This window comes from Actinomadura rubrisoli (genome assembly GCF_004349215.1).
Lineage (GTDB): Bacteria > Actinomycetota > Actinomycetes > Streptosporangiales > Streptosporangiaceae > Spirillospora > Spirillospora rubrisoli.
Map to the genome: position 1 here is coordinate 1 of NZ_SMKU01000145.1, position 22,841 is coordinate 22,841.

General features: G+C 70.7%; 27 protein-coding genes. 8 read left to right on the forward strand and 19 right to left on the reverse strand.

Annotation, left to right across the window (positions count from 1 at the left end; genetic code table 11):
* From E1298_RS24940 to E1298_RS24955, 4 genes are all read right to left on the reverse strand, one after another.
* Nucleotides 1–445, reverse strand: a 445-nt coding sequence (locus E1298_RS24940; protein ID WP_165975651.1) for an NRDE family protein, incomplete at its 3' end; no start/stop codon positions are given.
* Between the two features lie 54 nt (nucleotides 446–499).
* Nucleotides 500–1,279, reverse strand: a complete 780-nt coding sequence (locus E1298_RS24945) for an SCO1664 family protein (protein ID WP_243725781.1) — start codon at nucleotides 1,277–1,279, stop codon at nucleotides 500–502.
* Between the two features lie 62 nt (nucleotides 1,280–1,341).
* Complete coding sequence (locus E1298_RS24950; RefSeq protein ID WP_131897307.1) at nucleotides 1,342–1,890, reverse strand: DUF3090 domain-containing protein; 549 nt, start codon at nucleotides 1,888–1,890, stop codon at nucleotides 1,342–1,344.
* Nucleotides 1,891–1,900: 10 nt separating this feature from the next.
* The gene (locus E1298_RS24955; RefSeq protein WP_131897309.1) at nucleotides 1,901–2,614 is read right to left on the reverse strand and encodes a histidine phosphatase family protein; all 714 of its coding nucleotides are present in this window, start codon (nucleotides 2,612–2,614) and stop codon (nucleotides 1,901–1,903) included.
* 77 nt (nucleotides 2,615–2,691) lie between these two features.
* Here E1298_RS24955 and E1298_RS24960 point away from each other — a divergent pair, with 77 nt between their 5' ends.
* The gene (locus tag E1298_RS24960; RefSeq protein WP_243725782.1) at nucleotides 2,692–3,672 is read left to right on the forward strand and encodes a magnesium and cobalt transport protein CorA; all 981 of its coding nucleotides are present in this window, start codon (nucleotides 2,692–2,694) and stop codon (nucleotides 3,670–3,672) included.
* 161 nt (nucleotides 3,673–3,833) lie between these two features.
* Here E1298_RS24960 and E1298_RS24965 read toward each other — a convergent pair whose 3' ends face one another.
* The 3 genes from E1298_RS24965 to E1298_RS24975 all read right to left on the reverse strand — a co-directional run bounded on the left by E1298_RS24965 (nucleotide 3,834) and on the right by E1298_RS24975 (nucleotide 6,744).
* Nucleotides 3,834–5,474 (reverse strand): hypothetical protein, encoded by a 1,641-nt coding sequence (locus tag E1298_RS24965; RefSeq protein WP_131897313.1) that lies wholly within the window; start codon nucleotides 5,472–5,474, stop codon nucleotides 3,834–3,836.
* A 153-nt stretch (nucleotides 5,475–5,627) separates the two neighbouring features.
* Entirely contained in the window at nucleotides 5,628–6,071 is a 444-nt protein-coding gene (locus E1298_RS49635) for a helix-turn-helix domain-containing protein (RefSeq protein WP_424923135.1), read from the reverse strand.
* A gap of 7 nt (nucleotides 6,072–6,078) precedes the next feature.
* On the reverse strand, nucleotides 6,079–6,744 hold the full coding sequence (locus tag E1298_RS24975) for a site-specific integrase (RefSeq protein WP_207944819.1): 666 nt from the start codon (nucleotides 6,742–6,744) through the stop codon (nucleotides 6,079–6,081).
* A 46-nt stretch (nucleotides 6,745–6,790) separates the two neighbouring features.
* On the opposite strand from E1298_RS24975, the gene E1298_RS24980 reads away from it, so the two are divergent.
* On the forward strand, nucleotides 6,791–6,979 hold the full coding sequence (locus E1298_RS24980; protein ID WP_131897317.1) for a hypothetical protein: 189 nt from the start codon (nucleotides 6,791–6,793) through the stop codon (nucleotides 6,977–6,979).
* Between the two features lie 510 nt (nucleotides 6,980–7,489).
* Here the strand turns inward: E1298_RS24980 and E1298_RS24985 are convergent.
* Nucleotides 7,490–8,086: an RICIN domain-containing protein gene (locus E1298_RS24985; RefSeq protein WP_131897319.1), complete on the reverse strand. Its 597-nt coding sequence runs from the start codon at nucleotides 8,084–8,086 to the stop codon at nucleotides 7,490–7,492.
* Nucleotides 8,087–8,394: 308 nt separating this feature from the next.
* Here E1298_RS24985 and E1298_RS24990 point away from each other — a divergent pair, with 308 nt between their 5' ends.
* The 4 genes from E1298_RS24990 (at nucleotide 8,395) to E1298_RS25005 (ending at nucleotide 12,599) form a co-directional block, all read left to right on the forward strand.
* Entirely contained in the window at nucleotides 8,395–8,874 is a 480-nt protein-coding gene (locus E1298_RS24990) for a hypothetical protein (RefSeq protein ID WP_131897321.1), read from the forward strand.
* Between the two features lie 287 nt (nucleotides 8,875–9,161).
* A complete protein-coding gene (locus E1298_RS24995) occupies nucleotides 9,162–10,514 on the forward strand; it encodes a cytochrome P450 (RefSeq protein ID WP_131897323.1) in 1,353 nt (450 codons plus the stop codon).
* Nucleotides 10,515–10,668: 154 nt separating this feature from the next.
* On the forward strand, nucleotides 10,669–11,826 hold the full coding sequence (locus E1298_RS25000; protein ID WP_131897325.1) for a terpene synthase family protein: 1,158 nt from the start codon (nucleotides 10,669–10,671) through the stop codon (nucleotides 11,824–11,826).
* Nucleotides 11,817–12,599, forward strand: coding sequence for a hypothetical protein (locus E1298_RS25005; protein WP_131897327.1), 783 nt, complete (start codon nucleotides 11,817–11,819; stop codon nucleotides 12,597–12,599). Before E1298_RS25000 ends, E1298_RS25005 begins: the two co-directional genes overlap by 10 nt.
* Before the next feature lie 504 nt (nucleotides 12,600–13,103).
* Here E1298_RS25005 and E1298_RS48370 read toward each other — a convergent pair.
* The 11 genes from E1298_RS48370 to E1298_RS25060 all read right to left on the reverse strand — a co-directional run bounded on the left by E1298_RS48370 (nucleotide 13,104) and on the right by E1298_RS25060 (nucleotide 20,151).
* Nucleotides 13,104–13,427, reverse strand: coding sequence for a hypothetical protein (locus E1298_RS48370; protein WP_165975652.1), 324 nt, complete (start codon nucleotides 13,425–13,427; stop codon nucleotides 13,104–13,106).
* Nucleotides 13,428–13,659: 232 nt separating this feature from the next.
* Nucleotides 13,660–14,172 (reverse strand): hypothetical protein, encoded by a 513-nt coding sequence (locus E1298_RS25015; RefSeq protein WP_131897331.1) that lies wholly within the window; start codon nucleotides 14,170–14,172, stop codon nucleotides 13,660–13,662.
* Nucleotides 14,173–14,385 (reverse strand): hypothetical protein, encoded by a 213-nt coding sequence (locus tag E1298_RS25020; RefSeq protein ID WP_131897333.1) that lies wholly within the window; start codon nucleotides 14,383–14,385, stop codon nucleotides 14,173–14,175.
* Nucleotides 14,382–14,804: a hypothetical protein gene (locus tag E1298_RS25025; protein WP_131897335.1), complete on the reverse strand. Its 423-nt coding sequence runs from the start codon at nucleotides 14,802–14,804 to the stop codon at nucleotides 14,382–14,384. The genes E1298_RS25020 and E1298_RS25025 overlap by 4 nt, the downstream gene beginning before the upstream one ends.
* Nucleotides 14,801–15,052, reverse strand: a complete 252-nt coding sequence (locus tag E1298_RS25030) for a hypothetical protein (protein WP_131897337.1) — start codon at nucleotides 15,050–15,052, stop codon at nucleotides 14,801–14,803. Before E1298_RS25030 ends, E1298_RS25025 begins: the two co-directional genes overlap by 4 nt.
* A 168-nt stretch (nucleotides 15,053–15,220) precedes the next feature.
* Nucleotides 15,221–16,426: a helix-turn-helix domain-containing protein gene (locus E1298_RS25035; RefSeq protein ID WP_131897339.1), complete on the reverse strand. Its 1,206-nt coding sequence runs from the start codon at nucleotides 16,424–16,426 to the stop codon at nucleotides 15,221–15,223.
* Between the two features lie 102 nt (nucleotides 16,427–16,528).
* Nucleotides 16,529–17,089, reverse strand: a complete 561-nt coding sequence (locus E1298_RS25040) for a hypothetical protein (protein WP_131897341.1) — start codon at nucleotides 17,087–17,089, stop codon at nucleotides 16,529–16,531.
* Between the two features lie 88 nt (nucleotides 17,090–17,177).
* Entirely contained in the window at nucleotides 17,178–17,621 is a 444-nt protein-coding gene (locus tag E1298_RS25045) for an SRPBCC family protein (RefSeq protein WP_131897343.1), read from the reverse strand.
* 60 nt (nucleotides 17,622–17,681) lie between these two features.
* Nucleotides 17,682–18,416, reverse strand: coding sequence for a helix-turn-helix domain-containing protein (locus E1298_RS25050; protein WP_243725784.1), 735 nt, complete (start codon nucleotides 18,414–18,416; stop codon nucleotides 17,682–17,684).
* A gap of 4 nt (nucleotides 18,417–18,420) precedes the next feature.
* Complete coding sequence (locus tag E1298_RS25055) at nucleotides 18,421–19,212, reverse strand: SAM-dependent methyltransferase (protein ID WP_131897353.1); 792 nt, start codon at nucleotides 19,210–19,212, stop codon at nucleotides 18,421–18,423.
* Nucleotides 19,213–19,332: 120 nt separating this feature from the next.
* Complete coding sequence (locus E1298_RS25060; RefSeq protein WP_131897345.1) at nucleotides 19,333–20,151, reverse strand: undecaprenyl-diphosphate phosphatase; 819 nt, start codon at nucleotides 20,149–20,151, stop codon at nucleotides 19,333–19,335.
* Nucleotides 20,152–20,415: 264 nt separating this feature from the next.
* Here E1298_RS25060 and E1298_RS25065 point away from each other — a divergent pair, with 264 nt between their 5' ends.
* A complete protein-coding gene (locus E1298_RS25065) occupies nucleotides 20,416–21,369 on the forward strand; it encodes an aldo/keto reductase (RefSeq protein WP_131897347.1) in 954 nt (317 codons plus the stop codon).
* 58 nt (nucleotides 21,370–21,427) lie between these two features.
* Entirely contained in the window at nucleotides 21,428–22,840 is a 1,413-nt protein-coding gene (locus E1298_RS49640; RefSeq protein ID WP_243725785.1) for a helix-hairpin-helix domain-containing protein, read from the forward strand.
* Nucleotide 22,841: the final 1 nt, after the last annotated feature.

The window sequence follows — 22,841 nt, forward strand, 5'->3', positions numbered from 1 at the left end:
CCTCCCCCTCCAGGCCGCTGTTGACGATCATGTGGAGGCCGGCCTCCAGGGAGCGTTCCACCAGTTCCCCGCCGTCCCAGCTCCACAGCCGCACCCGGTCGGGCTCGGCGCAGACGAGGTGGAACGGGTCGTAGGCCGGCAGGTCCAGCCCGCCGAGCTTGCCGTCCGCCGCCATGAGCAGCGGGAGCCCGCCGCGCGACGAGCGGGCGTCCTCGGGCGCCATCCGGCCGCGCCCGTTCAGCACCGTCGACACGCGGGGCGTGGACGGGTCCACGGCGAGCCACGTCCCGCCGGCGCGCAGGTCACGGCCACCGACCAGGCCGGGACGGTCAGGCCAGTGGCGGCCGGGCGGCTCCCACGCGCGCTTGACGAACTCGTCGCGCACGCCCGCGAGCAGGACCGGGACCGGGGAGGAGGGGTCGAAACTGATGATCGCCGTACACATGCCCACATTGGAGCATCTCTCCCGAAACGCCCGAACAGCGGGGTCAGCGCCGCGTCACAGGGGCGGCCAGGGGATCGCGGGCCAGTCCTCCGGCGGGTAGGGGTGGATGCGGTGCTTGAGCATCAGCTCCACGCGCCGCCGGGTCGCGTCGACCTCCGTGGCGGTGAGCAGCTCGCCGAGCCGCCTGCCGAGGGCTCCGCCGCGCAGGCCCGCCTCGACGCGGCCGAGCGCCTCCAGCGCCTCGGCGGTCAGCGGCTTGCCCCGCCACTGCCACAGCACCGTCCGCAGCTTGTACTCCACGGAGAAGCACACCCCGTGGTCGCAGCCGTAGACGCGGCCGTCGCCGGGCGGGAGCAGATGCCCGATCTTGCGGTCGGCGTTGTTGACGACGGCGTCGAACACCGACATGCGGCGGATCGGCTCCTCCTCCGAGCGCGACAGCGCCACCAGGTCGATGTCGGGGTCGGGCTCCACCCACAGCTGCACCATGCCGGGCCCGTACGGGCCGTCGCGGTGCACGGTCGGCGGGACCAGCCCCCAGCCCATCTCCTTGGACACCGCGTAGGCCGCGACCTCCCGCTCGGCGAGGGTCCCGTCGGGGAAGTCCCACAGCGGCCGCTCTCCCGCCACCGGCTTGTAGACGCAGGCGGCGCTCACCCCGTCGTGCTCCACCGAGCAGTACAGCGTGGCGTTGGACGCCTGGACGAGCCGGCCCTCCACGCTCAGCCGTCCGCCGAGCAGCAGCCGCTCGGCCGCCTCGACGTCGCGGGGCGACACCGGGCGCCCGAGGCCGCCGTCGTCGGCCGGGGCCCGATCCCGGGAGGACTGCGTCATGCGCCCATTCTCCCGGCCCGTCCACCCATGATCCAGCACAGCGGCGTCTCAAGCGCTCCCATCTAGCCGAGGTATCCGTTCTGGCGGGGGCACACGTGCCCCTCGGCGTCGAGCGGCAGCCCGCACAGCGGGCACGGCGGCCGGCCCGCCGCGACGACCTTCAGGGCCCGCTCGGCGAACGCGCGGGCCTGCGCGGCGCTGATCCGGACCCGCAGCACCGCGATGGCCGGGTCGTCCTCGCCGACCTCGGCGTCCTGCTCGCTCTCGGTGACCTCCTGGGCCTCGATCACGACCTGCTCGTCCTCGGGGTCCCAGGCGAGCGCCATCGTGCCGACCTTGAACTCCTCCTCCACCGGCTGGTCGAGGGGACCGTCATCGCGCAGCTCAGACGGCGTCACCGCCGGGACGGGCGTCTCCCCGCCGCTGCGGCGCAGCACCTCGTCCAGCAGCTCCTCCAGCCGCTCGGCCAGCAGCGTGACCTGGAACTTCTCCAGCCCCACGCTGGTGACGCGGCGGCCGGAGCGCGCCTGGAGGAAGAACGCGCGGTCGCCCGGCCGGCCGACGGCGCCCGCGACGAACCTGTCCGGCAGGTCGTAGGAGATGACGGGCATGGCACCGACCCTACGCGCCGCCGCCGACGACCGCGTCACCCGGTCGAGGACCGCCCTGGCCGCCGTCCCCGGCGGGCGGCTTCGGCAGAAGTTCCCCGACATCGCCGCCGATGTCGTTGAGCCGGACCAGGAACGGCCGCAGCTCGGTGTAGCGGACGACGGTGAGGGACGCCGGGTCGGCCTGGATCCGCTGGAACTGGTCCAGGTGCAGGCCGAGCGCGTCGGCGACCACGGCCTTGATGATGTCGCCGTGGCTGCACACCAGGTACGCCGCGTCCTCGCCGTGCTCGGCGGCGATCCGCGCGTTCCAGTCCCGGATCGCGGTGACCGCGCGGTGCTGCGCGCCGGCCATCGCCTCGCCCTCCTCGCCGGGGAAGCGCACGGCGCTCGGATGCGTCTGGACGACACGCCAGAGCGGCTCCTCCGCCAGCTCCTTCAGCGGACGGCCCGTCCAGTCGCCGTACCGGACCTCGCCGAACCGCTCGTCCGTCTCGACCTTGCCCGCCGGCTCGGGACGCCCCGCGGCGACCGCCTCGGCCGTCTCGACGCACCGGTCGAGCGGGCTCGACACGACCGCGGCGAGCGGGACGCGCTCCAGCCGCCCGGCGAGGGCCGACGCCTGCGCGCGGCCCCGCTCGTCCAGGCGGACGCCGGGGGTCCAGCCGGCCAGCACGGGACCGGTCATGGCGGTCAGGCCATGCCTAACCAGGAGAAGGGTCGTCACAGTATGCACTCTAGGAGATGCCGGGCCCCAGCGTGATCATCGGCGCGATTCCGCGTTACCCCGGCGGATGCGCGACAATGCTTCGCGTGATTGTGGACAAGGCCATCTACGCCGGCGGCAAGCGCAGCGATATCGACGGCGACATCAGCGACGCCTTCGACCTCGCCCGCGCGGACGGCGACTGCTTTGTGTGGATCGGCCTGTTCGAGCCGGACGAGGAGGAGTTCGAGCTCGTCAAGGACGAGCTGCGGCTACACCCGCTGGCCGCCGAGGACGCCGTCTCCGCCCACCAGCGGCCCAAGCTGGAGCGCTACGACGACACGATCTTCGTGGTGCTCAAGACGCTGGCCTATCTCGACGAGACCTCCGACATCGAGGTCGGCGAGATCATGATCTTCCTGGGCCGCGACTTCGTCGTGACCGTCCGGCACGGCGCGGGCAACCCCCTCGGCCCGGTCCGCAAGCACCTGGAGGAGTCCCCCGAGCTGCTCAAGCACGGCGCCGCGTCCGTCCTGTACGCGGTGTGCGACGAGGTGGTCGACCGCTACGGCCTCGTCGCGCACGAGGTCGAGGTCGACATCATCGGCCTGGAGCGCGCCGTGTTCGACCCGGGCGCCCGCGACGTCACCGCCGACATCTACTCCCTCAAGCGCGAGGTGCTGGAGTTCCGCGGCGCCGAGGACCCCCTCATCCCCGTCCTCCAGGAGATCGTGAAGGGCCGCGTCGCCGAATGCGGCGGCACCCGCGAGTACTTCCGCGACGTCCTGGACCACCTCTTGCAGGTGGACGGCCAGGTCGACGCCCACAACGAGCTGCTCAACAGCGTCCTTACCGCGCACCTGGCGCTGCTCGGCAAGCAGCAGAACGAGGACATGCGCAAGATCTCCTCCTGGGCCGCCATCATCGCCGTCCCCACCGCGATCGCCGGGATCTACGGCATGAACTTCGTCCACATGCCCGAGCTCAAATGGACCTTCGGATACCCGCTGGTCATCATCCTGATCGCCTCCATCAGCGGCTTCCTCTACCGGCGCCTGCACAAAAACGGCTGGCTCTGACCCACCCCGATCGCGAGTCATCAGGCGATCACGACTCTCGCCTGGAGGGCATGAAGTCGTCCACCGCGCGGCGTCCCCGATCGGCGCCGTCCGGGATGAGGTGCCCGTACTTGCGAAGCGTGAAGCCGGGTCCTGGTGTCCCAACCACGACGCCATCTTCATCACGTCCACAAGGGCCGCCAGTTGGACCGAGGCGTATGTGTGCCGCAGGGTGTGCGCACCGTTCGCCGGGCCGGGTCCGGCCCCCGCGGCATCCCGCGCCAGATGTAACCGAAGGCCCGCCGGTAAGGCAGGCCAGGCTTCCGCACGAACAGCAGGTCGACAGTGACGAACGCCTCCAGGGACTGGACCTCGACCAGGTCAAGGAGGCCATCACCGCCGAGCGCCACCGGGGCCAGACCCGCGCGGACCTGATGGCCCTCTGCGTGCGCGAACGGCGCTGCCGGCTCTGCGGTGAGGGCCTCGAACGGCGGGTCGTGGTCATCTGCCGACCTCAGGACCTGGGCCGGGGCCGGACCGCCGAGCCCCGCATGCACCCCGAGTCCGCGGCCTACCCCACCCGGGCGTGCCCGATGCTCGTCCTCCACGAGTTCGCGATTACTGAAGGATCTCTGGGCGGGGCGGAGCTGGCGGGGGCGCAGGCCGTGGAAGATGAGCAGGGCCGCCAGAGCCGCGCGGGTGGGGTCGCTGGAGGCCAGTGCCTGGCGCAGGTCGTCGGATCGTTGGGGCAGCGGGATGGTGCATTCGTAGGTTCCGGCGGGGATCTGGCTGGTCGGATCGTTGAAGACCCGCCGCCGGCCTTTGAGGACACGGAAGATGGCCCGCAGTCCCAAGCGCAGGTCGGTGCGTTGCGCACCGGCCTGGGCCAGAGCGGCGTGGACGTCGGCGCGGGTGATCTCGCGCAGCGACTGGTGGCCGCGGGCCCATTGCCGGAGCACCGGCAGCACAACGGTGAACTGGTTGCGGATCGTGCGGTCGTTGCGCGGTCTGGTCCGCGGCGGAGTGGTGCTGCCTTCCCGGGAGATCGTGAACCACAGCCGCAGTTCCTCGGCCATCGGTGCGGGCAGCGTGCGGACGCGGTCGTTGAACCAGGTGACGATGACCGGGATCAGATCGTCGTCCAGGGCGCCGGCGACCCGCAGTACGCCGGTCGTCAGGTCGACGGGAAGACCAAGCCGGCGCAGCAGCCGCACGTCGCCGGCCCTGATCGCAGCGCCGGGGGTATCGGCCGGCGCCGGCAGCAGGCGCAGACCGCGACGGACCGCCGAGACGGTGTCCACCGCCCAGCCGAACCTCTCGCCCTGCTCGACGGCGACGGCCTCCAGCGCGGGCTGCGGCGGGTCGGGGTGGCGGGTCAGGCGGGTCAGGTCGCGGGCGGCGGGCATCAGCACGAGTTGGTGGTGGCGCACCAGCACGATGAGGCTGGGCCGCGGTCGGGTCCGCGAGCGAGTGGTCGGTGCCCGCCGTTTCCGGCGCAGCTCGGCCGGGGTCGCCAGTGCGAGCCGCTGTTCCAGGTCGCTGATGAACAGCTGGTGCCCGCCGGTCACGGCCTCGGGCCCTGGCAACTCGGTCAGCTCGCAGGCCAGCGCACGGGAGCGCCGCCAGCACAGCCGACACAGGCCGCCGCCGTTGAGCGAGTCCACCCGATCGCAGCCGGGGGAGGGCCGCTGGCCGGGATTGCGGCGTCGCCAGTCGCGGCAGGCATGGCAGATGCCGCTGGTGGTCTTGAACAGGCCCCAGGCCAGGCAGTGCGGGCAGGAGTCGGGCAGGACGGGCGCGTACTTGTGGCAGCGCTGGCACAACCCCGAGGTGTAGTAGAGGGTGGTGGACCCACACGCCCGACATGGCGGCGGCGTGCGCGGCCCGCGGGTCCGGCAGCCGTAGCAGTAGGTGGCCTTGGGATGGGCGACCGGGCGTTCCCCGCAGCCAGGGGCAGGGGCGCGGGTGCGGACCCCTCATGCCGGAGGCAGGGTCCGGTTGCGACCCAGCCGCGGTGTCCGGGACGGGGTGCCTTCGGCGGCCTGGGGCTTGCTCGGCCGCCGCGCCGCGACTACAGCGGTCGGGGTGCACTCCAGCACCGCGCAGATCACATCCAGGTCGTCCAGCCGGAGGGTGGTCGGCGTGCCGGCCCACAGCGCCGACATCTTGCCCGCACTGATCTCCAGGCCCGCCTCGGCGAGCCTGCGCCACATCTCGGTGGACTTCCAGATGCCGTTCTCGGCGGCCTTCATCCGCAGGTTCCAGCGCATCGCTCTACCGTTCTTGTTGGAGTCGGGCGGCCACGCGGGCGTTGGCGCTGGCCCAGCCCGCTCCACGTGATCGTCGTGGACGTGGATGTACCGGGTCGTGGTCGACAACCACTCGTGCCCGAGCAGTTCCTGGATGGCCTTGAGGTCCATCCCCCGCTCATACAGCGAGGACGCGCAAAAATGCCGCAGCACATGCGGCGTCAGGCGCCCGTCCCACGCCGGCAGGAGGCGGGCCACCGTCTCGGTCAGCCCGGTGCGCAGCGCGTTGTCCCCGGCCCGGCTCACCGGCCGGTGAGCCGATCACGGCGTTCGCTGGGCAGCAACGGTGCATCCGGGTTGTCCCATTCGTCATCGAACGGTGGCGCACGTCGTTGAGCCACCACTCCAGCAGCGCGTCCACCTGGTTGATCGCCGACACCAGCCGAGGCTTGGGCCCGCGGCCGCGGCTGCCCTTGCCGAAGCGGACGTGCAGCTTGCCGCTCGGCCCCAGGTCGGGCCGCCGGTCACGGATGTCGAGCAGCACCGTCTCGTTGATCCGCAATCCGGCTCGCCGCCACAACGACGCCACCAGGTAGTCCCGGGCAGCGGGCAGGAACCTGCGGCCCTGCGGCAGGCCGTCACGCCAGCCGCCGAACAACGCCTGGACCTCGGTGGTCGAGGGAGGAACGCGCGGTGTCCCGTAGTCGGCCTTGGACGGCCGGTTGAACTCATCGATCGGCTGGATCACCACGTGCCCGGTCAACCGGTTGATGTCAGCCTGGTACCGGGCGATCACAAAGTCGAAGAACTGCGCGATCGTGATCGCCTTGCCGTAGACCGTCAACCGGGCACGGCCCTGTCTGCGCTGCGCGCCAAGGAAGGCATCGGCGGTGACCTACGCCGACCACAAGGTCCCGCTGGCGCGCTGGAAGGCCATGGGCGGCGACCCGAACGACCCGGCGCACCTCGCGCCCCCGCATGGAGCTCTCAACCGGTGCGCCGAGTGGGGGCGCTGCTGCAACGAGTCCGTGGGCGATCGCCTCTACGGGCCGCCAGTGCGGGGCTCTCGGAACTGGTAGCAGTCTGCGCCAGCGACGGCGCTTGGCCCAGCGCTTACCGCCGAGATAGATGGCACAGTCCTCGGCAGTCCACCGGTCGCTGTTGTCTCCCGTGGCTGCGAATTCGCGGAGCGGCGCAAGAACTCCTTTGAACAGCACCTGCCAGAATCTTGGGGTCAGGGTATCGACCGAAGCGCGATCTTCGGTCATCTCAGTGGCACGCAAGATTCCGTATCCGACTCGATGGGCGACCGCCGCTGCCATGGCCCGCTCGTCTGACCGGTCAAGGAATAGGGGGTGCAGGAGCACCGCGATCACCACGATGACGGCATGCTCCTCATCCTGGGAAGGCTCGACCATTCCGGCTGCCTGCAACATGCTCCGCCGCGCGGACTCCGGTTTTATGGGCATGGCCTCACTCGATCCCTCTGTTCATGATCGCCATCACTCTGCTGTGATTTCCGCTAAGGGCTATTCCGGCCCGTCCCGGCGTGCTGGGACGGGCCGGAAGGGGATCAGCCCGGTACTCGACTACCCTTTCGAGAACCCTCCCTCAGTTATGTTCCAGCGCTGACTCCGTGCCGGTTCACCGTTAGTCGAATAGCAGTCCCAGACATGGATCGTGGCACCGTCCTGCCAGGTGGGTCCTTCGACATCGAGGCAGCGGCCGCCTGCGAGGTTTTTGAGTTGCGTGTGCGGGCTGTTGTTGAACGGAATCCTCTCCCATAGCTGGTTGGGTCCGGTGTGACACGTATGCTGGTAGACCACGTTTCCGTTGCCGTTCGGACTGTCTTCGGATTTGTCGAGACATTTCCCGGACCCCTCGTTGATGAATCTGAAGAGATCGTGACCGTTGACCGTGCCGCCGTGCTGAGGGATCCACCGCTGATTGCTCACATCCCCGGTGGTCCTGATAGCCCACAGGTGCACTCTGCCTCTGTCTTCCTTCGACCAGCCGGCCACGTCGATGACCTTGATAGGCGCCCTGAATCCGCCGATCGGGAAGCTGTCCAGCTCGTCGCGGTCGGCCGCCTGCGCGAGTGTGGTGGTGCCCGCGAGCATCCCCGCGATCGCGACTCCGGCCATCAAACCCGCCGCGATCCCTGTTGTTCTCATCCGCTTCCACATTGCTGTCGTTCCTCTCCGCAGAGTGGGTCGGTCGTCAGTGAGGACGCTCAGGGGGTTTCCTTGGTCTGCGAACGCCGTTGACCTCCACTGGTCATAATGTGTCAAGCATCGCCATTGACGGATACTGACACTTCGCCTAAGTGAGACAAATCGGCGCACCTAAGTGGGGCAAATCGGCTTCGCCCCGAATAGGGAGGTGCCATGGCTGATCTTGAGACGGCCCCACGCGCCGACCTGGAGCGGTGGGGCCCGGAGGTCGCCGGGTCGACCGTGGCCGAGCGCCGCCGCCGGCGCCGGGCCGCGGGAGAATGATCCCGACGCTGGACGGGGTGGCCGAGCCGCGCATCTGCACGGTGCCCAAGTTCGCCACCTCGGCGGGCCAGGAGTGCATCGACCTCGCCGCCAAGGCCGGGCTGTGCCTGGACCCGTGGCAGCGGTGGGTGCTGGACCGCGCCCTCGACGAGCAGGGGGACGGCCGGTGGGCCGCGTTCGAAGTCGGCCTCCTGGTGCCCAGGCAGAACGGCAAGAGTGCGATCTTCGAGGCGCGCGTCCTCGCCGGCCCCTCTTCAACGAGGAACTGCTCATCTACAGCGCCCACGAGTTCAAGACCAGCCAGGAGATCTTCCGCCGGATCCTGGCGGTATATGAGCCGATGCGAAGCCGGCGCGTCCATTGGCTCGGCTCGACGCCGGGGATGCCTCATGGATCTTGGTATTCGGGCAGGTGGCGTGATGGCGGGTACGGTGCTTCGTCATGAGCTGACCGACCCTCATGGCGGCTGGCTCTGACCCACCCCGCCCGGTCGGCCCGGCGCGGCCGGTGCTGAGCTGGGTCGAACGCCTCTTCCTCGTCCGAGAGCGGCTTGTAGTGGTGGACGAACCCGACGCGTGAGCGCATCCGCGGGGTGCGGGCGACGCGCCTCGTCAATGTCGGTCAGCTCGGGTTCCAGTATGCAAAGCGCGACATGGCCGCAAAGCGCGACATATCCGGGACGTGATCCGGGCCTGGGCATCGCCGGGGGCGGGAAGGTCCCGGACCGGAGCGGACGCGACAGGAGAAGGTGCCGGGTGAGGTCATGAGCGTTCTGGGCGTTGAGGCGGTTCCTCCGGCCCCGGGTGCCCTGCCCTTCCTGGGGCACGCGGTGGCCCTGGCACGGGACCCGTTCACCTTCTTGTCCTCGCTTCCCGCCTACGGTGACCTGGTCCGTATCCGCCTGGGGCCACAGACCGTGATCATGACGTGTGACCCCGGTCTGACCCGGGCCATGCTGGTGGACGACCGCACCTTCGACAAGGGCGGCCCGTTCTACGACCGGGCACGGGAGGCCTCCGGCGACGGGCTGGTGACCTGCCCGCACCAGTTGCACCGGCGCCAGCGCCGCCTGTGCCAGCCCGCCTTCCATCCGGCGCACTTCCCCGCGTACACCACGGCGATGGTCACCACGGCCCTGAGCATGGCGCGGTCGTGGCGCCATGGACAGGTCATCGACGTCAACCACGCCATGGTGACCATGACGATGCGGGCCATGGTGAAGGCCATGTTCGCCACTCGGTTGTCGGCGGCGACGGACCGGCAGGTCGTCGACGACCTCACCGTCGCCACTGCGGGGATCTTCCGCCGCATGCTCACCCCGCCCCGGCTCACCCGCGTACCGACCCCCGGCAACCTGCGCTACAACCGCGCCCAGGCGCGCCTGCGGCGGACCATCGCCGACGCCGTCAGCGACCGCCGCACCGACCGGGCCGCCGACCAGGGCGGCCTGCTCTCGGTCCTCCTGAGCGCCGAAGACCCCGACAGCACCGGCGACCTGCGGGCCCTGAGCGACACCGAGGTCGCCGAGCAGGTGCTGACCTTCTTCCTCGCCGGCGCCGAGACCACGGCCAACCTGCTGGCCTGGACCTTGTACGAGCTCGGACGCGCCCCCGGCCTCCAAGAGCGCCTGCATGCCCACACCGCGAGCGTTCTGCGCGGCCGGTCCCCCTCCTTCGAGCTCTTGCCGGAGCTGACCTTCGCCGACCACGTGGCCACCGAGGCGCTGCGGATGTACCCGTCCGCATGGTTCCTGACCCGCACCGCCGCACACGACACCCGCCTGGGCGAGGTGTCCCTGCCGGCCGGCACCACGCTCGCCTACAGCGCGTACCTCATCCAGCGGCGCCCCGACCTGTACCCCGACCCCGACCGCTTCGATCCCGACCGCTGGGAAGGGCACAAACCCGGCCGCACCGCCTACATCCCCTTCGGCGCAGGAGCCCGCAAATGCATCGGGGATCGCTTCGCGCACAGCCAAGCCATTCTGTCCCTGGCCGCCATGACCTCCATGTGGCGATTCGTTCCCCTCACCGACCGGGTCCCCCGTCCCGCCGTCCACGCCACGCTGATGCCCCGCGGGCTCCGCATGCGTGTCATGGCCCATCCCCGGCTGTAGCTGATCCACACGGAGAACGACCCCGTCCGGCACAACGCCACCGCCGCGCCGCGTCCGGCCAGCAGCGGGCGGCGACGGACCGTGTCAGCTCCGCAGTCCAACGAGACCCCCACCGTGACACCCCGCTTCCCGACTGCCAGGGAGGAGGCTCCCAATGCATGCAGCGGCGACGCACGATCGCTCATCGGCCACTGATACCTACCTCAGCTCCTCGACCAAGCTCTGGGACGGCTCGCTGCTGAGCGAACTCGTCACCCCACGCCATGACCTCAGTAAGCGGGTGCGGCCCTTCCCGGTACAGCGCAACTACTTCTACGCCGCGGCGATGCACCACAGCGCCAGGTGGCTGCGCGAGCAGATGGCAATGGCACCGGCCGAATACCAGCGGCTGCTGCGCGAGGACGTCGGGGGCTTTGTGTCCTGGGTCTATCCCGACGCCACCGCGGGGCAGATCAGAGCCCTGAGCGACTTTCACTTCTGGGCGGTCCGGCTGGACGACCTCATGGACCGCAAGACCGCCGCCGCCACCAGCCTGTCGGCCTGCGCCCTATTGGAGACCGTCGGCGCCGCCGAACTGGCGCCCTTTGACGACTTCTTCGGCCGTATGCGGGCCCTGGGTATGAGCCGGCGGTGCGCCGACAGATTCACCCACGCCTTGCGGCTGTACGGGGCCTCCTCACGACAAGAGGTCAAGGCCCGTGAAGGCCAGGCACGGTTCGGCTCCGTCTCCGGCTACATCACCAATCGCCGCACCTCGGCCGCGATGCCCGTCTACTACGCCCTGGCCGCCTGGATCTCGCGCATCGACCTGCCCGAGGAGCTCTACCAGCACCCGGTGGTAACGCGGCTGGAGAACTCCTGCAGCGACTACTCGCTGCTGTATAACGACGCCGGCTCCTTCATCAAGGAACGCCTGGCCGGCCGCAGCGAAGGAACCTTCGTCCGACTGCTGTCGCAGCAACAGGGCCTATCAGTGCAGGACACCCTCTACGAGATCGCCGACATGGCGGCGGCCGCAGCCGACGACCTGGAGGCCACCAGCGACATCATCGACGGCTGCGGGCTGCCCGTGCATCAGCGCGAGCAGATCCACCGCTACGCCGACGCCCTGCGCAAGTTCGTCGGCGGCGTCAACCACTGGAGCAACCACACCTGCCGCTACCTGGTGGGACAACCGTTGGTGGACACGCCGGCCACCTCCCGCGCCGGAGACGTCCACCACCTCCGACCCGCGGCCATACCGCATGAATCACACCGTCCCGCATCGATGACGGGCCGGCCGAACGACGACAGGTGGCGACCGTGGCAGTGACGAACCAGTGGCCGACGACGACCGCGCGGAGAGTCGAAACCGCGCTGGCCACCACAGCCAAGGAACTGTCGGCACACGATCCCCGCCTTGAGCATTTCTACGTGCCGGACGGAGGGTATGCGCCGCTGACCGCAGGGACCGGCTCAGAGGTGCTCAGCCTCAGAGCCCGCATCGCCCCGGCCCACCGCAGGCCCGGATACACCGTCTGGGCGATCTTCCAGGTCTTCGACCCCGGCCAGCCGAACCTGGCCCTGCTGCGGATGGTCGAACAACGCGATCGCGACGGCGTGCCGGACCAGAACCCTCGGCGGCCGCTCTACAACATGGACATCGACCGCCGCCTATGCCGGGTCTTCATGCCGGTCTTCAACCGGGCGCTGAACGATCTCGATTCCACCGGTCGCGGCCAGAGCCTGTATGTGACCTGTTTCCACGGCCGCCTCACCAAGACCAACCTGATCCAGCAGCCTTGGCTGGCCGCCGGGCTCTTCCGCCGATTCCGCCCCGACGGCCAAGCCGCCATCATCTACGCCGACTTCCACGAACCGCTCGGAGCCCCGCTGGTCCACCTTGCCCAAGCCCTCACCGCCCGCGGCAGCACCCACCTCATCCCCCGCACGGCGACCGCATCGGCGACCCGCTCCCTGTTGCGCAGTCCAGACGGCACCATTTGGCAACTGGGCGGCATGTCAACGGCCATCGACCACGGTGTCACCCTCGCCCGGCACTATCTCGCGAGACCGGACGCCCGCATCCCAGGCCGGACGTCCTGAGGCCGATAGGGCCGTCAGCGAGTTCAACGGGCAGGGTCCGGGCGGGCGCCGCATAAGAGTCAACCGTCCGAAGCGAGACCCAGTCGGCAGGTGATTGACGGAGCCTCCACCAGCACGCCCTGCATCGCGTTCTTCCCCGGGAGGTCGGTGCGACGGGCCGCCCACGACCCGGTCCGGCATCCGCAGGCGCCTGAACCAACGATCGGGGGGACGGTATCCACGCCACCTCCCGCTGGGATTCACATGCGCTCCGGTGATGGCCGGTCCGGTGGCGCATGGTCATGTGGAGGGCATACCGGGGTCGAGCAGGGCGGCCCCGGCGAGTCGGCGGTGTTCACGCCGGCAAGGTGTTTCGTAGGAGTGGGCGCAGCCGCCCTGTTCGACCTTGCACTGGTCGAAGTGCCCCTCGAACCCGAGCCGGTTGGTCCGGGGGTGGTCAGTTGGGGCGGATGAAGGCCCGGATCCTGGTGCGGCGGTCTCCGGGCCTTCGGCGTCTGGTCAGGGTCAGCCGCCGATGAGCTGACAGTCTTGGCCGCGCACCCAGAGCCCGCCCTCGGCCCAGCCGGTTGCGCAGCGGTAGAGGGTCTGGGTTCTGCCGTCGACGATGATGAAGCCCGACAGCGGGCCCCGGGCCGCAGTGTTGCAGTTGCGCCCGAAGACCGTGGGGAGCTCGGCGGCCACCTCCTGGCAAGTGATGATTTCGCCTGCTTGCGTGGCGGACGCGGTGGCGGCGGACGCGGCGGGGCCCGCAGCGGCGAGGGCGGCCGTGAGGGTGCCGGCCGCCAGGGTGGTCCTGGCCGTCCAGCGTGCTCGCTTGGGTGTGCTCATGTTCTTTCTCCATGGGAGGTGTGGCCGGAAGGGCGGCCGTCTGGGTGGGAGGAAGGGTCTCGCCGCCAGCCCCAGCATAAACCTGCAGTAGTCAATCAACTACTCACTGCGAAGGAATACGTGCGGGTTCGTGCAGTACACGAATCAGCCGGTCACGTTCAGCTACTCGTGGTTCGGGACTCGCGAAGAGGACACAGAGTCGGGGCGTCCGTCCGCCGGGCAGCCGTACTGATCAGCGCGCCGCGGTGCGCGCCGCCGCGACGACCGGTCCCAGCCGGGCGTCGATCGCCGCGCACGCCCCGGTGAGATCGTGGCAGGGCGCCAGCGGGTCACCGGTGGACGAGATGAACCACGGCACCCCGCTCACGCCCGGCTTCACGCGGATGCTCTCGCCGACACCCGGCAGTTCGGGCGCGACCACCCGCAACAGCGCGGGCCGCTCGTCGTAGCGCGGGGACGCGGACCAGCCAGCGGCGGTCAGAGCACGGGCGAGGGTGTCGAGATGATCCGTCGCGGTCACCGGCAAGGCGGCGCGGCGGCCAGGGACGCCGACGACGTCGTCCCCGGCCGCCGCGCCAGGACACAGGACCTCCGCCTGTCCGGCCGTGGAATGCCGAGCGGCCAGTCCCGCGAGGAGCAGGCGGGCGCGGGAGGCCGCCGTGCGCAGCCTCCCGCGCCTGCTGGGGACGACGCCGCGCAGGGCGGTGATGCGCAGCGCCGTCCCCGGCCTGGGAAGCCACGGCATCTAGATCGCCGCCCGCCGCAGGTACCAGTCGACGGCGACCGCCAGCGCCTCTGCGCTCGGCGCCTCGACCAGACGCGGGCCGTACCGCGACGGCACCAGGGCCCACCACATCCTTGTGGCCTGTCCCCACCACGTGGTGATCGCGGCGGGGATGCTCGGGGGCGCATCGCGGACGGGCGGCAGGTCGAGCACGGTGTCGGTCAGCCGGTTCATACCCGGTCCCCGAAGGACGCCAGGACGGCGTCGACGGCCGCCAGCGGGTCCTCGATCGGCCCGATCACCCGGCCGCCCGCCAACCAGCGGAACAACCCCAACCGGCACGTCAGCATCTGCGTGCGCCCGCCTGGACCCGTCGCGGTCAGCGTCGTGTCGTAAGCGGTGGCGGTGATGCCGCACTTGCGCAGCTCGACCGCCAGATCCCGCAACGCCAGCCGGGCGTCGATCCCGGCCGCCTCGTGCAGCAACTCGCGCAACAGCCCCGCCTCATCGGCCTGCACGCCGAGGAAACCGCCGTGCCCGGGCGGGACGAGCCGCGAGGCGCACCAAGACGCTCCGTCCGGCTCGTCCTTCACCTCCACCACCCAGCCGGGGAACTCCTCGACCAGGGCACGCCACGCCTCCGGCCCGCTCACCGCGCACCTGCCTCGTCCTCGGCGACCTCACGCAGCTTCGCGCGCAGCCCGTCGGCCGTGTCCGCGTCCAGCTCCGTACACACGCGCGCGCCGAGCAACCGACCGTCCAGCCGGGCGCGTCTGGTGGTCTGCGTCGCCCACCACCGGCCGGTGTCGGTGGTGTAGATGATCGACCAGCGCGGGAATTCGTCCCGCAGCGCGGCCTTCTCCGCCTCGTTGTCGTGTGGGGATGCTTGTCTCGCACACACCGTGAACCGTCTCCTTGCGGATCGCTTGCGTCGTGTGACACACAGTGACGCCGGAAACGGTTAAGAACCACGGACGGTGCAACCCTGTCTTCATGATCGCGAGCGGACGACTCGGACCCGGCTCCCCGCCGGCGGGACGATCGGATCGTGTGACAAGGACAGAGCGCCCTAGTCTCCGAGAGCCAGGGCCTTCACCAACGTGCGCGTCTCCGGCGTCAGGCGCCGCTCGTGCTCGCGCAACTCCGTCGTCACCGCCCGCGCCACGCGTTGGTGCCGGAACCACACCGGCGACACCTTGTGGGCGTCCAGCAACGTTCTAGCGGCCGTACGGTGATGCCCGGCGTCGAGGTGCGCCTGTGCCACGTCCATCAGGTGTGCGCCCCAGGAGATGCCCTCCAGGTCCCCGGGGGTGTGCGCGGACGGCGGCCGGATGCGCTTGGCCGCCTCCAGCGCCCGGCCGGGCTGCTTGAGAGTGCTGTATCCGTACGCCCCCTGCATGGCGACCGCCGATCCGTCGAACCAGCTCCGGTACATGATCACGCGTTTGCCCACCCGTTCGGCGCCCGCCCCCGCCAATCTCAGGTACTCCGTCGGGTCGCGGTCCTGCGCGACGGCCGGGGCCACCGCGGTCAGCAGCAGGTTCCCCCATACTGCGGTCCGGCGCTCGTCGCCGTCACGGTACGAGGGCTCGATCCGCTCCGCTGTATCGACGACCAGCCGCTCGGCCTCCTCGTAGCGGTCCTGGTGGAGCAGAACCCAGGAGTAGGCGGCGTGCATCCATGCCCACAGCAGAGGATCGTCGCCGCCGTGCGCCGTGGTGACGGCCCGCTCGGCGGCGACCATGCCGAGGTCGGTCCGGCCGATCTGGGTCAGCAGGGCGCTGGTGACCTCGTAGGTCTGTGCGAGCGACTGCGCCGCCGGCGCGCCGAGCGCGGCGTGGGTGATGCGGGCCTCGCCGATGAGGCCGGGCAGCATGGCGAGCAGCTCACCGAAGTCGCCCATGCGGTACAGGCAGTGCGCGCGGGTGACCGACCGCTCCAGTTGTTCGGGCGGCGTCGGGTCATCGGTGTCATCGCGGTCCAGTCCCGGGAGCAGGCTCGGCGAGAGCAACGCGTCCCGGAGGGCGAGAACGCTGCCTCCGTCTCGGTCGGTTCCGAGCCGCTCGCGCTTGCCGACCAGCGCCGAGACCTCGACGTCGAGTGCGGCGGCCAGCTTCGCCAGGGTGGTCATGCGTGCGGTGTGGCGGCGGCCCTGCTCCAACTTGCTGATGACGTCCACTGACACGCCGGCGGCATCGGCGAGCCCTTCCTGGGACAGGTCTCGGTCGGTCCGGATACGGCGAAGATTGCGGCCGATCATGCTAACTTCAGACATAGGCCCTGCACCTCCCTGGGTGTCTCGACAACCTCAGGCTAAGGCGCAGGGCCTCTTGACGTCAGGGGGTCTGAGCACCCGGCCACCCCGGCGCCCTTCGGCTCACCCTTTTTCCATATTTGCCCTGAACTCAAGATATAGACTCTCATTGGGCGTTGCGTATTGGTTCATCTTGTGCGCCTTCCTGGCCCAGTCAATGGGATTCGCGGCGAGCCTCAGCAGACTTCTTCCGACCTGGGCCAGATTCTTGCCGCCGTCCGCGGCGTCGCACGCGGGCTTCATCGCATCGAGAGACCTCAGCATATTTCGCCTCTCCTCAAGATACCGGTCACAGACCGCCAGCATGGCCAGCGTGTAGAAGTCCTTGGTGGCCGCCAGCTGCTGGGTGCCGATCGAGGCCCTCTGGATGATCTTTCCCTGGAGGAGAGGCGAATATACGGCGAAGAGGGCCACATGAGCCGACTCAAGGTGGGTGACCACAGATCTGAGCGAGTGGAACTTGTCGTCCGACGAGGCGGCGCGCTCCAAGGCATACTTCGCGGACATCAGCGAATTCTCCCCGATCGCTTCAAGGTGGCTTCCGAGGGAACCGCCATAGACGAACTTCGCGATAGAGGAAGCGCTGACCGATGCGTCGATGAATATCGAGAACGAGACGTCCAAGAGAGTCTCCACAGGTCCGCCGACCGCTTTGGGCTGATTATCCCATCGCGGGGCGCCCGATCCAGCGGAGACGGTGAACCGGTTCGCCTCATATCGGATCGGGTGCGGCGGCGTACGCGGCCAGGCCGTCGGCCATTCGCTGCATGAAGCGCGTCAGGTACCACTGCCAGAACGGTCCTGTAAGGGGCAGCCTTGGCCGGAAGGTTCCCGTCCAGGTGATGTCGGTGCCGCCGTGCGGTGACTCGGCCAGTTCGACGGTGCCTCTATAGGAGCGGAACGGGCTGCCCGTGTTCTCGTAGACGAACCGCCGGTCGGTCACCAGTTCAACGATACGTTCCCGGGCGACCCCTCGGCCGGCGCGGAAAATCCGGATGTCGCCGACCTGCTGCCGCTTTTCCGGGTCGGCGCCGTCCTCCAGCTCGACGGAATCGATCGGCGACCACGATGGCCAGGTCGCCGGGTGGACGAGGGCCGTGAACACGGCTTCGGGGCTCGCCTGGGAATGTGAGGTGACGGCGTAGGTGTACGGCATCCCGTCACGCTATGGCGCCGACGCCGACGCGGGACATGCGTCCGATTGCGGTCCTGCCGGTCACATCTTGCGGTACACCGACGGACGGACGCCGACGTGCCTCAGGAACGCCGAGGACAGGCTTCCGGGGCTGGAGAAGCCGCAGCGTTCGGCGATCTGCTCGATGGTGAGACCGGTGTCGGCGAGCCGCTCCCGCATGGTCGCGATGCCTTTGCGGACCGCCGTGTGCTCGGGGCCCGGCGGGGGCTGGTCGCGGGTCCGGGTCAGCAGATGCGTCACGAGGAAGGCCGCGGCCGATTCCGCGTACAGGTCGCCGGCGTCACGGGCGGCCGGGAGCGCGCGCATGAGGTGTTCGACGACCGCGTCGCCTGTGCCGAGGGCTGCGGAGAGCGCCTCGAAGTCCGGTGCGGGGCCGCCCAGTTCGGCCGCCGTCCGCTCGACCGTGGCCCGCGGTATGTGCACCTGGACGCTCCGCATCGCGGACGTCGCATGGTAGCTGCGCACGGTCGGGTGGCCGGGGAGCATGAGCTCCAGGCGGCCGGGGACCCAGCGCCGCCGGGACGCCCTGCCGCCGTCGTGCGTGCGCATCACCGCGTCCCCGCTCGTGCAGAGCACAAGGTGCAGGTCGGACACCCCGGGCAGCGGCAGGGCCTCCGCCTGCCGCGCGTGGGCGAAGCTCTGCACGAGCAGCGACCGCCAGCCCGAGTCGTGCCAGCTGCAATAGGTGCGCCGCACGTACTCCGCCATGTCGAAACCCGCGTACGGCACCAGGTCGAAGTCGGACGAGTCGAACACCGCGTCAGCCCTTGCGGGCCACCCCGCCGACGCAGGCGACGTCGGGGACCTCCGCCGGGGCGTGGGGGTCGGGGCGCCAGCGCGTGACGGGGACGACGCCGGGCTCCACCGGGTCCAGGCCGTCGAGGTAGCCGGCGATCTGCTGGGGGCTGCGGGGGGTGTAGGCGATCGCGCCGCTGCCGGCGTTGTAGGCCCGGATGGCCTCCACGTAGGCGGGGTCGGTGTCGGTGCCGTCGTAGACCGCCAGGTAGCTGCCCGCAGGCAGCGCCGCCATCAGGCGCCCCACGATCGCGCGGGCCTGGTCGTAGTCGTCCACCAGGCCGAGGATGCCCATCAGCATGAGCGCCACCGGGCGGGTGAGGTCCAGGGTCCTGGCGGCCTGCGCGAGGATGGCGTCCGGGTCGCGGACGTCGGCCTCGATGTAGTCGGTGGCGCCTTCGGGGCTGCTGGTCAGCAGCGTCCTGGCGTGCAGCAGCACCAGCGGGTCGTTGTCGACGTAGACGATGCGGGCCTCGGGCGCCGTCCGCTGGGCGACCTCGTGGGTGTTGTCCATGGTGGGCAGCCCGGTGCCGATGTCCAGGAACTGCCGGATCCCCGCCTCGCCGGCCAGGTACCGCACCACCCGGATGAGCATGCGGCGGGACTGGCGGGCCATGTCGACCATGCCCGGGAACGTCTTGAAGACCTCCTCGCCGGCCTGCCGGTCGACGGGGTAGTTGTCCTTGCCCCCGAGCAGGAAGTTCCAGACCCGCGCCGAATGCGGCACGGAGGTGTCGATCCTGGGATCCGGACCCATCCCGGCGTCGGAAGTCACCCCTCGATCATACGTGCGGGCGCCGCCGCCTCAGGGGGCCGGGCCTCGCCTCAGGGGGCCGGGCCTGGACGGGGCGGATCCGGCGGGGAGGACCGCCCACGCTCAGGTGGCGGAGATCGAGCCGGCGGCGAGCAGGCCGAGGAGGATCCCGCCGAGCGCGACCCGGTAGTAGACGAACACCATCATCGAGTGGCGGGTGAGGAACTTCAGCAGCCACGCGATGCACGCGTAGCCGACGACGAACGACACCAGGGTCGCGACCACGGTCGGCACCAGCTGGAGGGAGCCGTCGAACGCCTTGCGCATCTCGAACAGGCCCGACAGGACCACCGCGGGGATCGACAGCAGGAACGAGTACCGCGCCGCGGCCTCGCGGGTGTAGCCGAGGAACAGCGCGCCGGTCATCGTGGAGCCCGACCGCGACGAGCCGGGGATCAGCGACAGGCACTGGAACGCGCCGATCAGCAGGCCGTCGCGCATGTTGAGGTCGGCGACCTCGCGCTTCCTGATCCCCGCCCACTCGGCGACCATGAGCAGCAGGCCCATGAGGATCAGCGAGGACGAGTTGATCCACAGGTTGCGGGCCGGCTCCTCGATGAAGTCCTTGAACGTCAGCCCGCACACCGCGATCGGGATGGTGCCGAGGCCGATGTACCAGCCCATCCGCGCGTCCTGGTGCGGGCGCAGGTCGGGCGTCCACAGGCTCTTGGTCCACGTCGTCAGGATCCGGACGAGGTCGCGCCAGAAGTAGATGATGACGGCGGCCATGGTGCCGAGCTGGATGACCGCCGTGAAGGGCGCCCCCGGGTCGTCCCAATTCAGCAGCTCCGGGACGATGAGCAGGTGACCCGAGCTGGAGATCGGCAGGAACTCGGTGAGCCCCTGGACGATGCCGAGCACGGTCGCTTCCACGACGTTCACGAGCTGCTGGTCCCCTCCAGAGTGCGAGATGGGCCACGGCGCCCGAGCCCCAAGGGAAGGGTAGCGGCCACCGGTCGGCCGGGGACCCGCGGCACGCGGAACGCTCCACGCGTTCCGCCACTACCTGCGCGAATGCCGCGCCAGGCCATCATCGCGACCGGTCGCGGACATCCTCCGATCACCTCCGCGGACGGCCGTCACCGACCGGATACGCGCGGTGACGTCGGGGTGGGCCGTCCGCGATGACCGCTAGATTGACCGGCTATGAAGGAGCGTCACCTCGGGCGGAGCGGACTGCTGGTGTCGCGGCTGGGCCTCGGCACCATGACCTGGGGCCAGGACACCGACCCGGACGAGGCCGCGGCGCAGCTCACCGCGTTCGTGGAGGCCGGGGGCACCCTGGTCGACACCGCCGACGTCTACAGCGACGGCGACAGCGAGCGGATCCTCGGGCACCTGCTGCGCGAGACGATGGACCGTGACCGTCTCGTCGTCGCGACCAAGGCCGCGATCCGGCCGAACGGCCGCTACGACGGGTCGCGGCGGCACCTGCTGCGCGCGCTGGACGCCTCGCTCGACCGGCTGGACCTCGACCACGTCGACCTGTGGCAGCTGCACGTGTACGACCCGGCGACGCCGCTGGAGGAGACGCTGTCGGCGCTGGACGAGGCGGTCACGTCCGGCCGGACCCGCTACGTCGGGGTGTCCAACTACGCGGGCTGGCAGGTGTCCAAGGCCGCCGCGTGGCAGCGGGCGTGGCCGGGCCGCGCGCCGGTCGTGTCGGCCCAGCTGGAGTACTCGCTGCTGCGCCGCGACATCGAGCGCGAGGTCGTCCCGGCCGTCCTGGACGCCGGGGCGGGGCTGCTGCCCTGGTCGCCGCTCGGGCGCGGCGTGCTGACCGGCAAGTACCGCACCGGCATCCCCGCCGGGTCGCGGGCCGCCGCTCCGCACTTCGCCGAGTTCGTCCAGCCGTACCTGGACGAGGAGTGCGGCCGGATCGTGGAGTCGGTCGTGACCGCCGCCGAGGGCCTCGGCGTGTCGCCGCTCAGCGTCGCGCTGAGCTGGGTGCGGGACCGGCCCGGCGTCGCCGCCCCCGTCGTCGGCGCCCGCACCGCCGCGCAGCTCGGCGCGATCCTGGAGAGCGAGGACCTGACGCTCCCCCACGAGATCCGGGCCGCACTGGACGACGTGTCCGACATGTCCCCGGCCCATTCGTGACCGCCTGCGTGACCCCCCGGGCCGTCCATGGCACGCTCTGGACGGTCCACTGCCAACCGTGACCAGCCGCGACGGGAAGCCCGTGAACGACTCCCACACCGACACCCCCGAAAGCACCACCGCCTCCGCCCCGAGCCAGGCCGAGCGGGCGGCGCGCGCCGCGGAGGCCATGCGCGCGGCCGAGGCCGCCGGTCTCGCCGCCAGCGAGGCCGCCGCCAAGCAGGCCACCGGCCCGCGCGGTGGCCAGGCGCCCGGCGGCGGCGCGCCGCCGCCGCCCGAGGCGGGCCCGACCGCCCAGGAGGGGCTCGCCGCCCTCACCGGGCTGTTCGCCGAGACGGGCGTCCCCGCGCCGTTCGCGGCCCGGACCGCCGCGCGGCTCGGGTCCGGCGCGGCCGGGCTGCTGCGCGCCGACCCGTGGCGGCTGCTGCGCGTCCCGGGCGTCCTGCCGCGGCAGGCCGACCACTTCGCCCGGCGTCTCCTCGGCCCGGACGCGCGGCCCGACGACCCGCGCCGGGGCCGCGCCCTGGTGGCCTACCTGCTGACCGAGGCGGCGCGGGAGGGTCACACGGTCACGCCCGCCGCCGACGTGCTGACCGCACTGGAGCGGCTCCAGGTCGCCGACACCAATGGCGCCGTCGAGGCGGCCCTGGACGAGGCAGACGTGCTGGAGCTCACCGAGGAGCCCGAGTTCGACGAGGAGGCGTTCGAGGAGGACGCCGAGCCCCCGGAGCCGGAGCGGACACTGGGCCTCGCCCGGTGGGCGCTGGCCGAGGACGCGGCGGCCGAAGGCTTCCAGCGGCTGACGCTCACCGCCGCGCCGCTCCTGGAGGACGCCGAGATCAAGAGCCTGCGCTCCGGCCTGCCCGAGGACCGCTCCCTCGCGCTCACCGCCGCACTCCGCACGGGCGTCGGCATCCTGCGCGGGGCGCCCGGCCAGGTGGAGCGGACGGCCCTCGACCTCGCCGCGGCAGCCGCAGGCCAAGGCGTCCGTGTGGCCGTCGTCACCCCCACCGACCGCACCGCCGCGGACCTGGCCGCCACCCTTCCGGACGACCTGGTCACGAGCACCGTGAACCTCGTCCCCGGGCTGGCGGATGGCGCCCAGAACGGCACCGCCACCGCCACCGAGCACGCGCCGGGCCACCGCCCCGCGCCCCTCCTCGATAACGGCGAGGCAAGCAGCACAAGCGACGCCGGCGAGACAGGCAACGCGGACGAGACAACCGACGCAGGCAACGCGGGCAACGCGGCCGAGACGGGCGAGACAGGCGGCGCGAGCGGCGCAGGCGGCGCGGACGGCGCGGGCGCGGGCAGCGCGGGCAGCGCGGCCGAAACAGGCAGTACGAGCAGTACGGGCAACACGGGCGACGCAGGCAACGTGGCCGAGACAGGCGGCGCAGGCGGCATGGGCAGCGCAAGCGACGCAGGCAACGTGGCCGAGATAGGCGGCCGGTCTCTTATAAACATCTGAC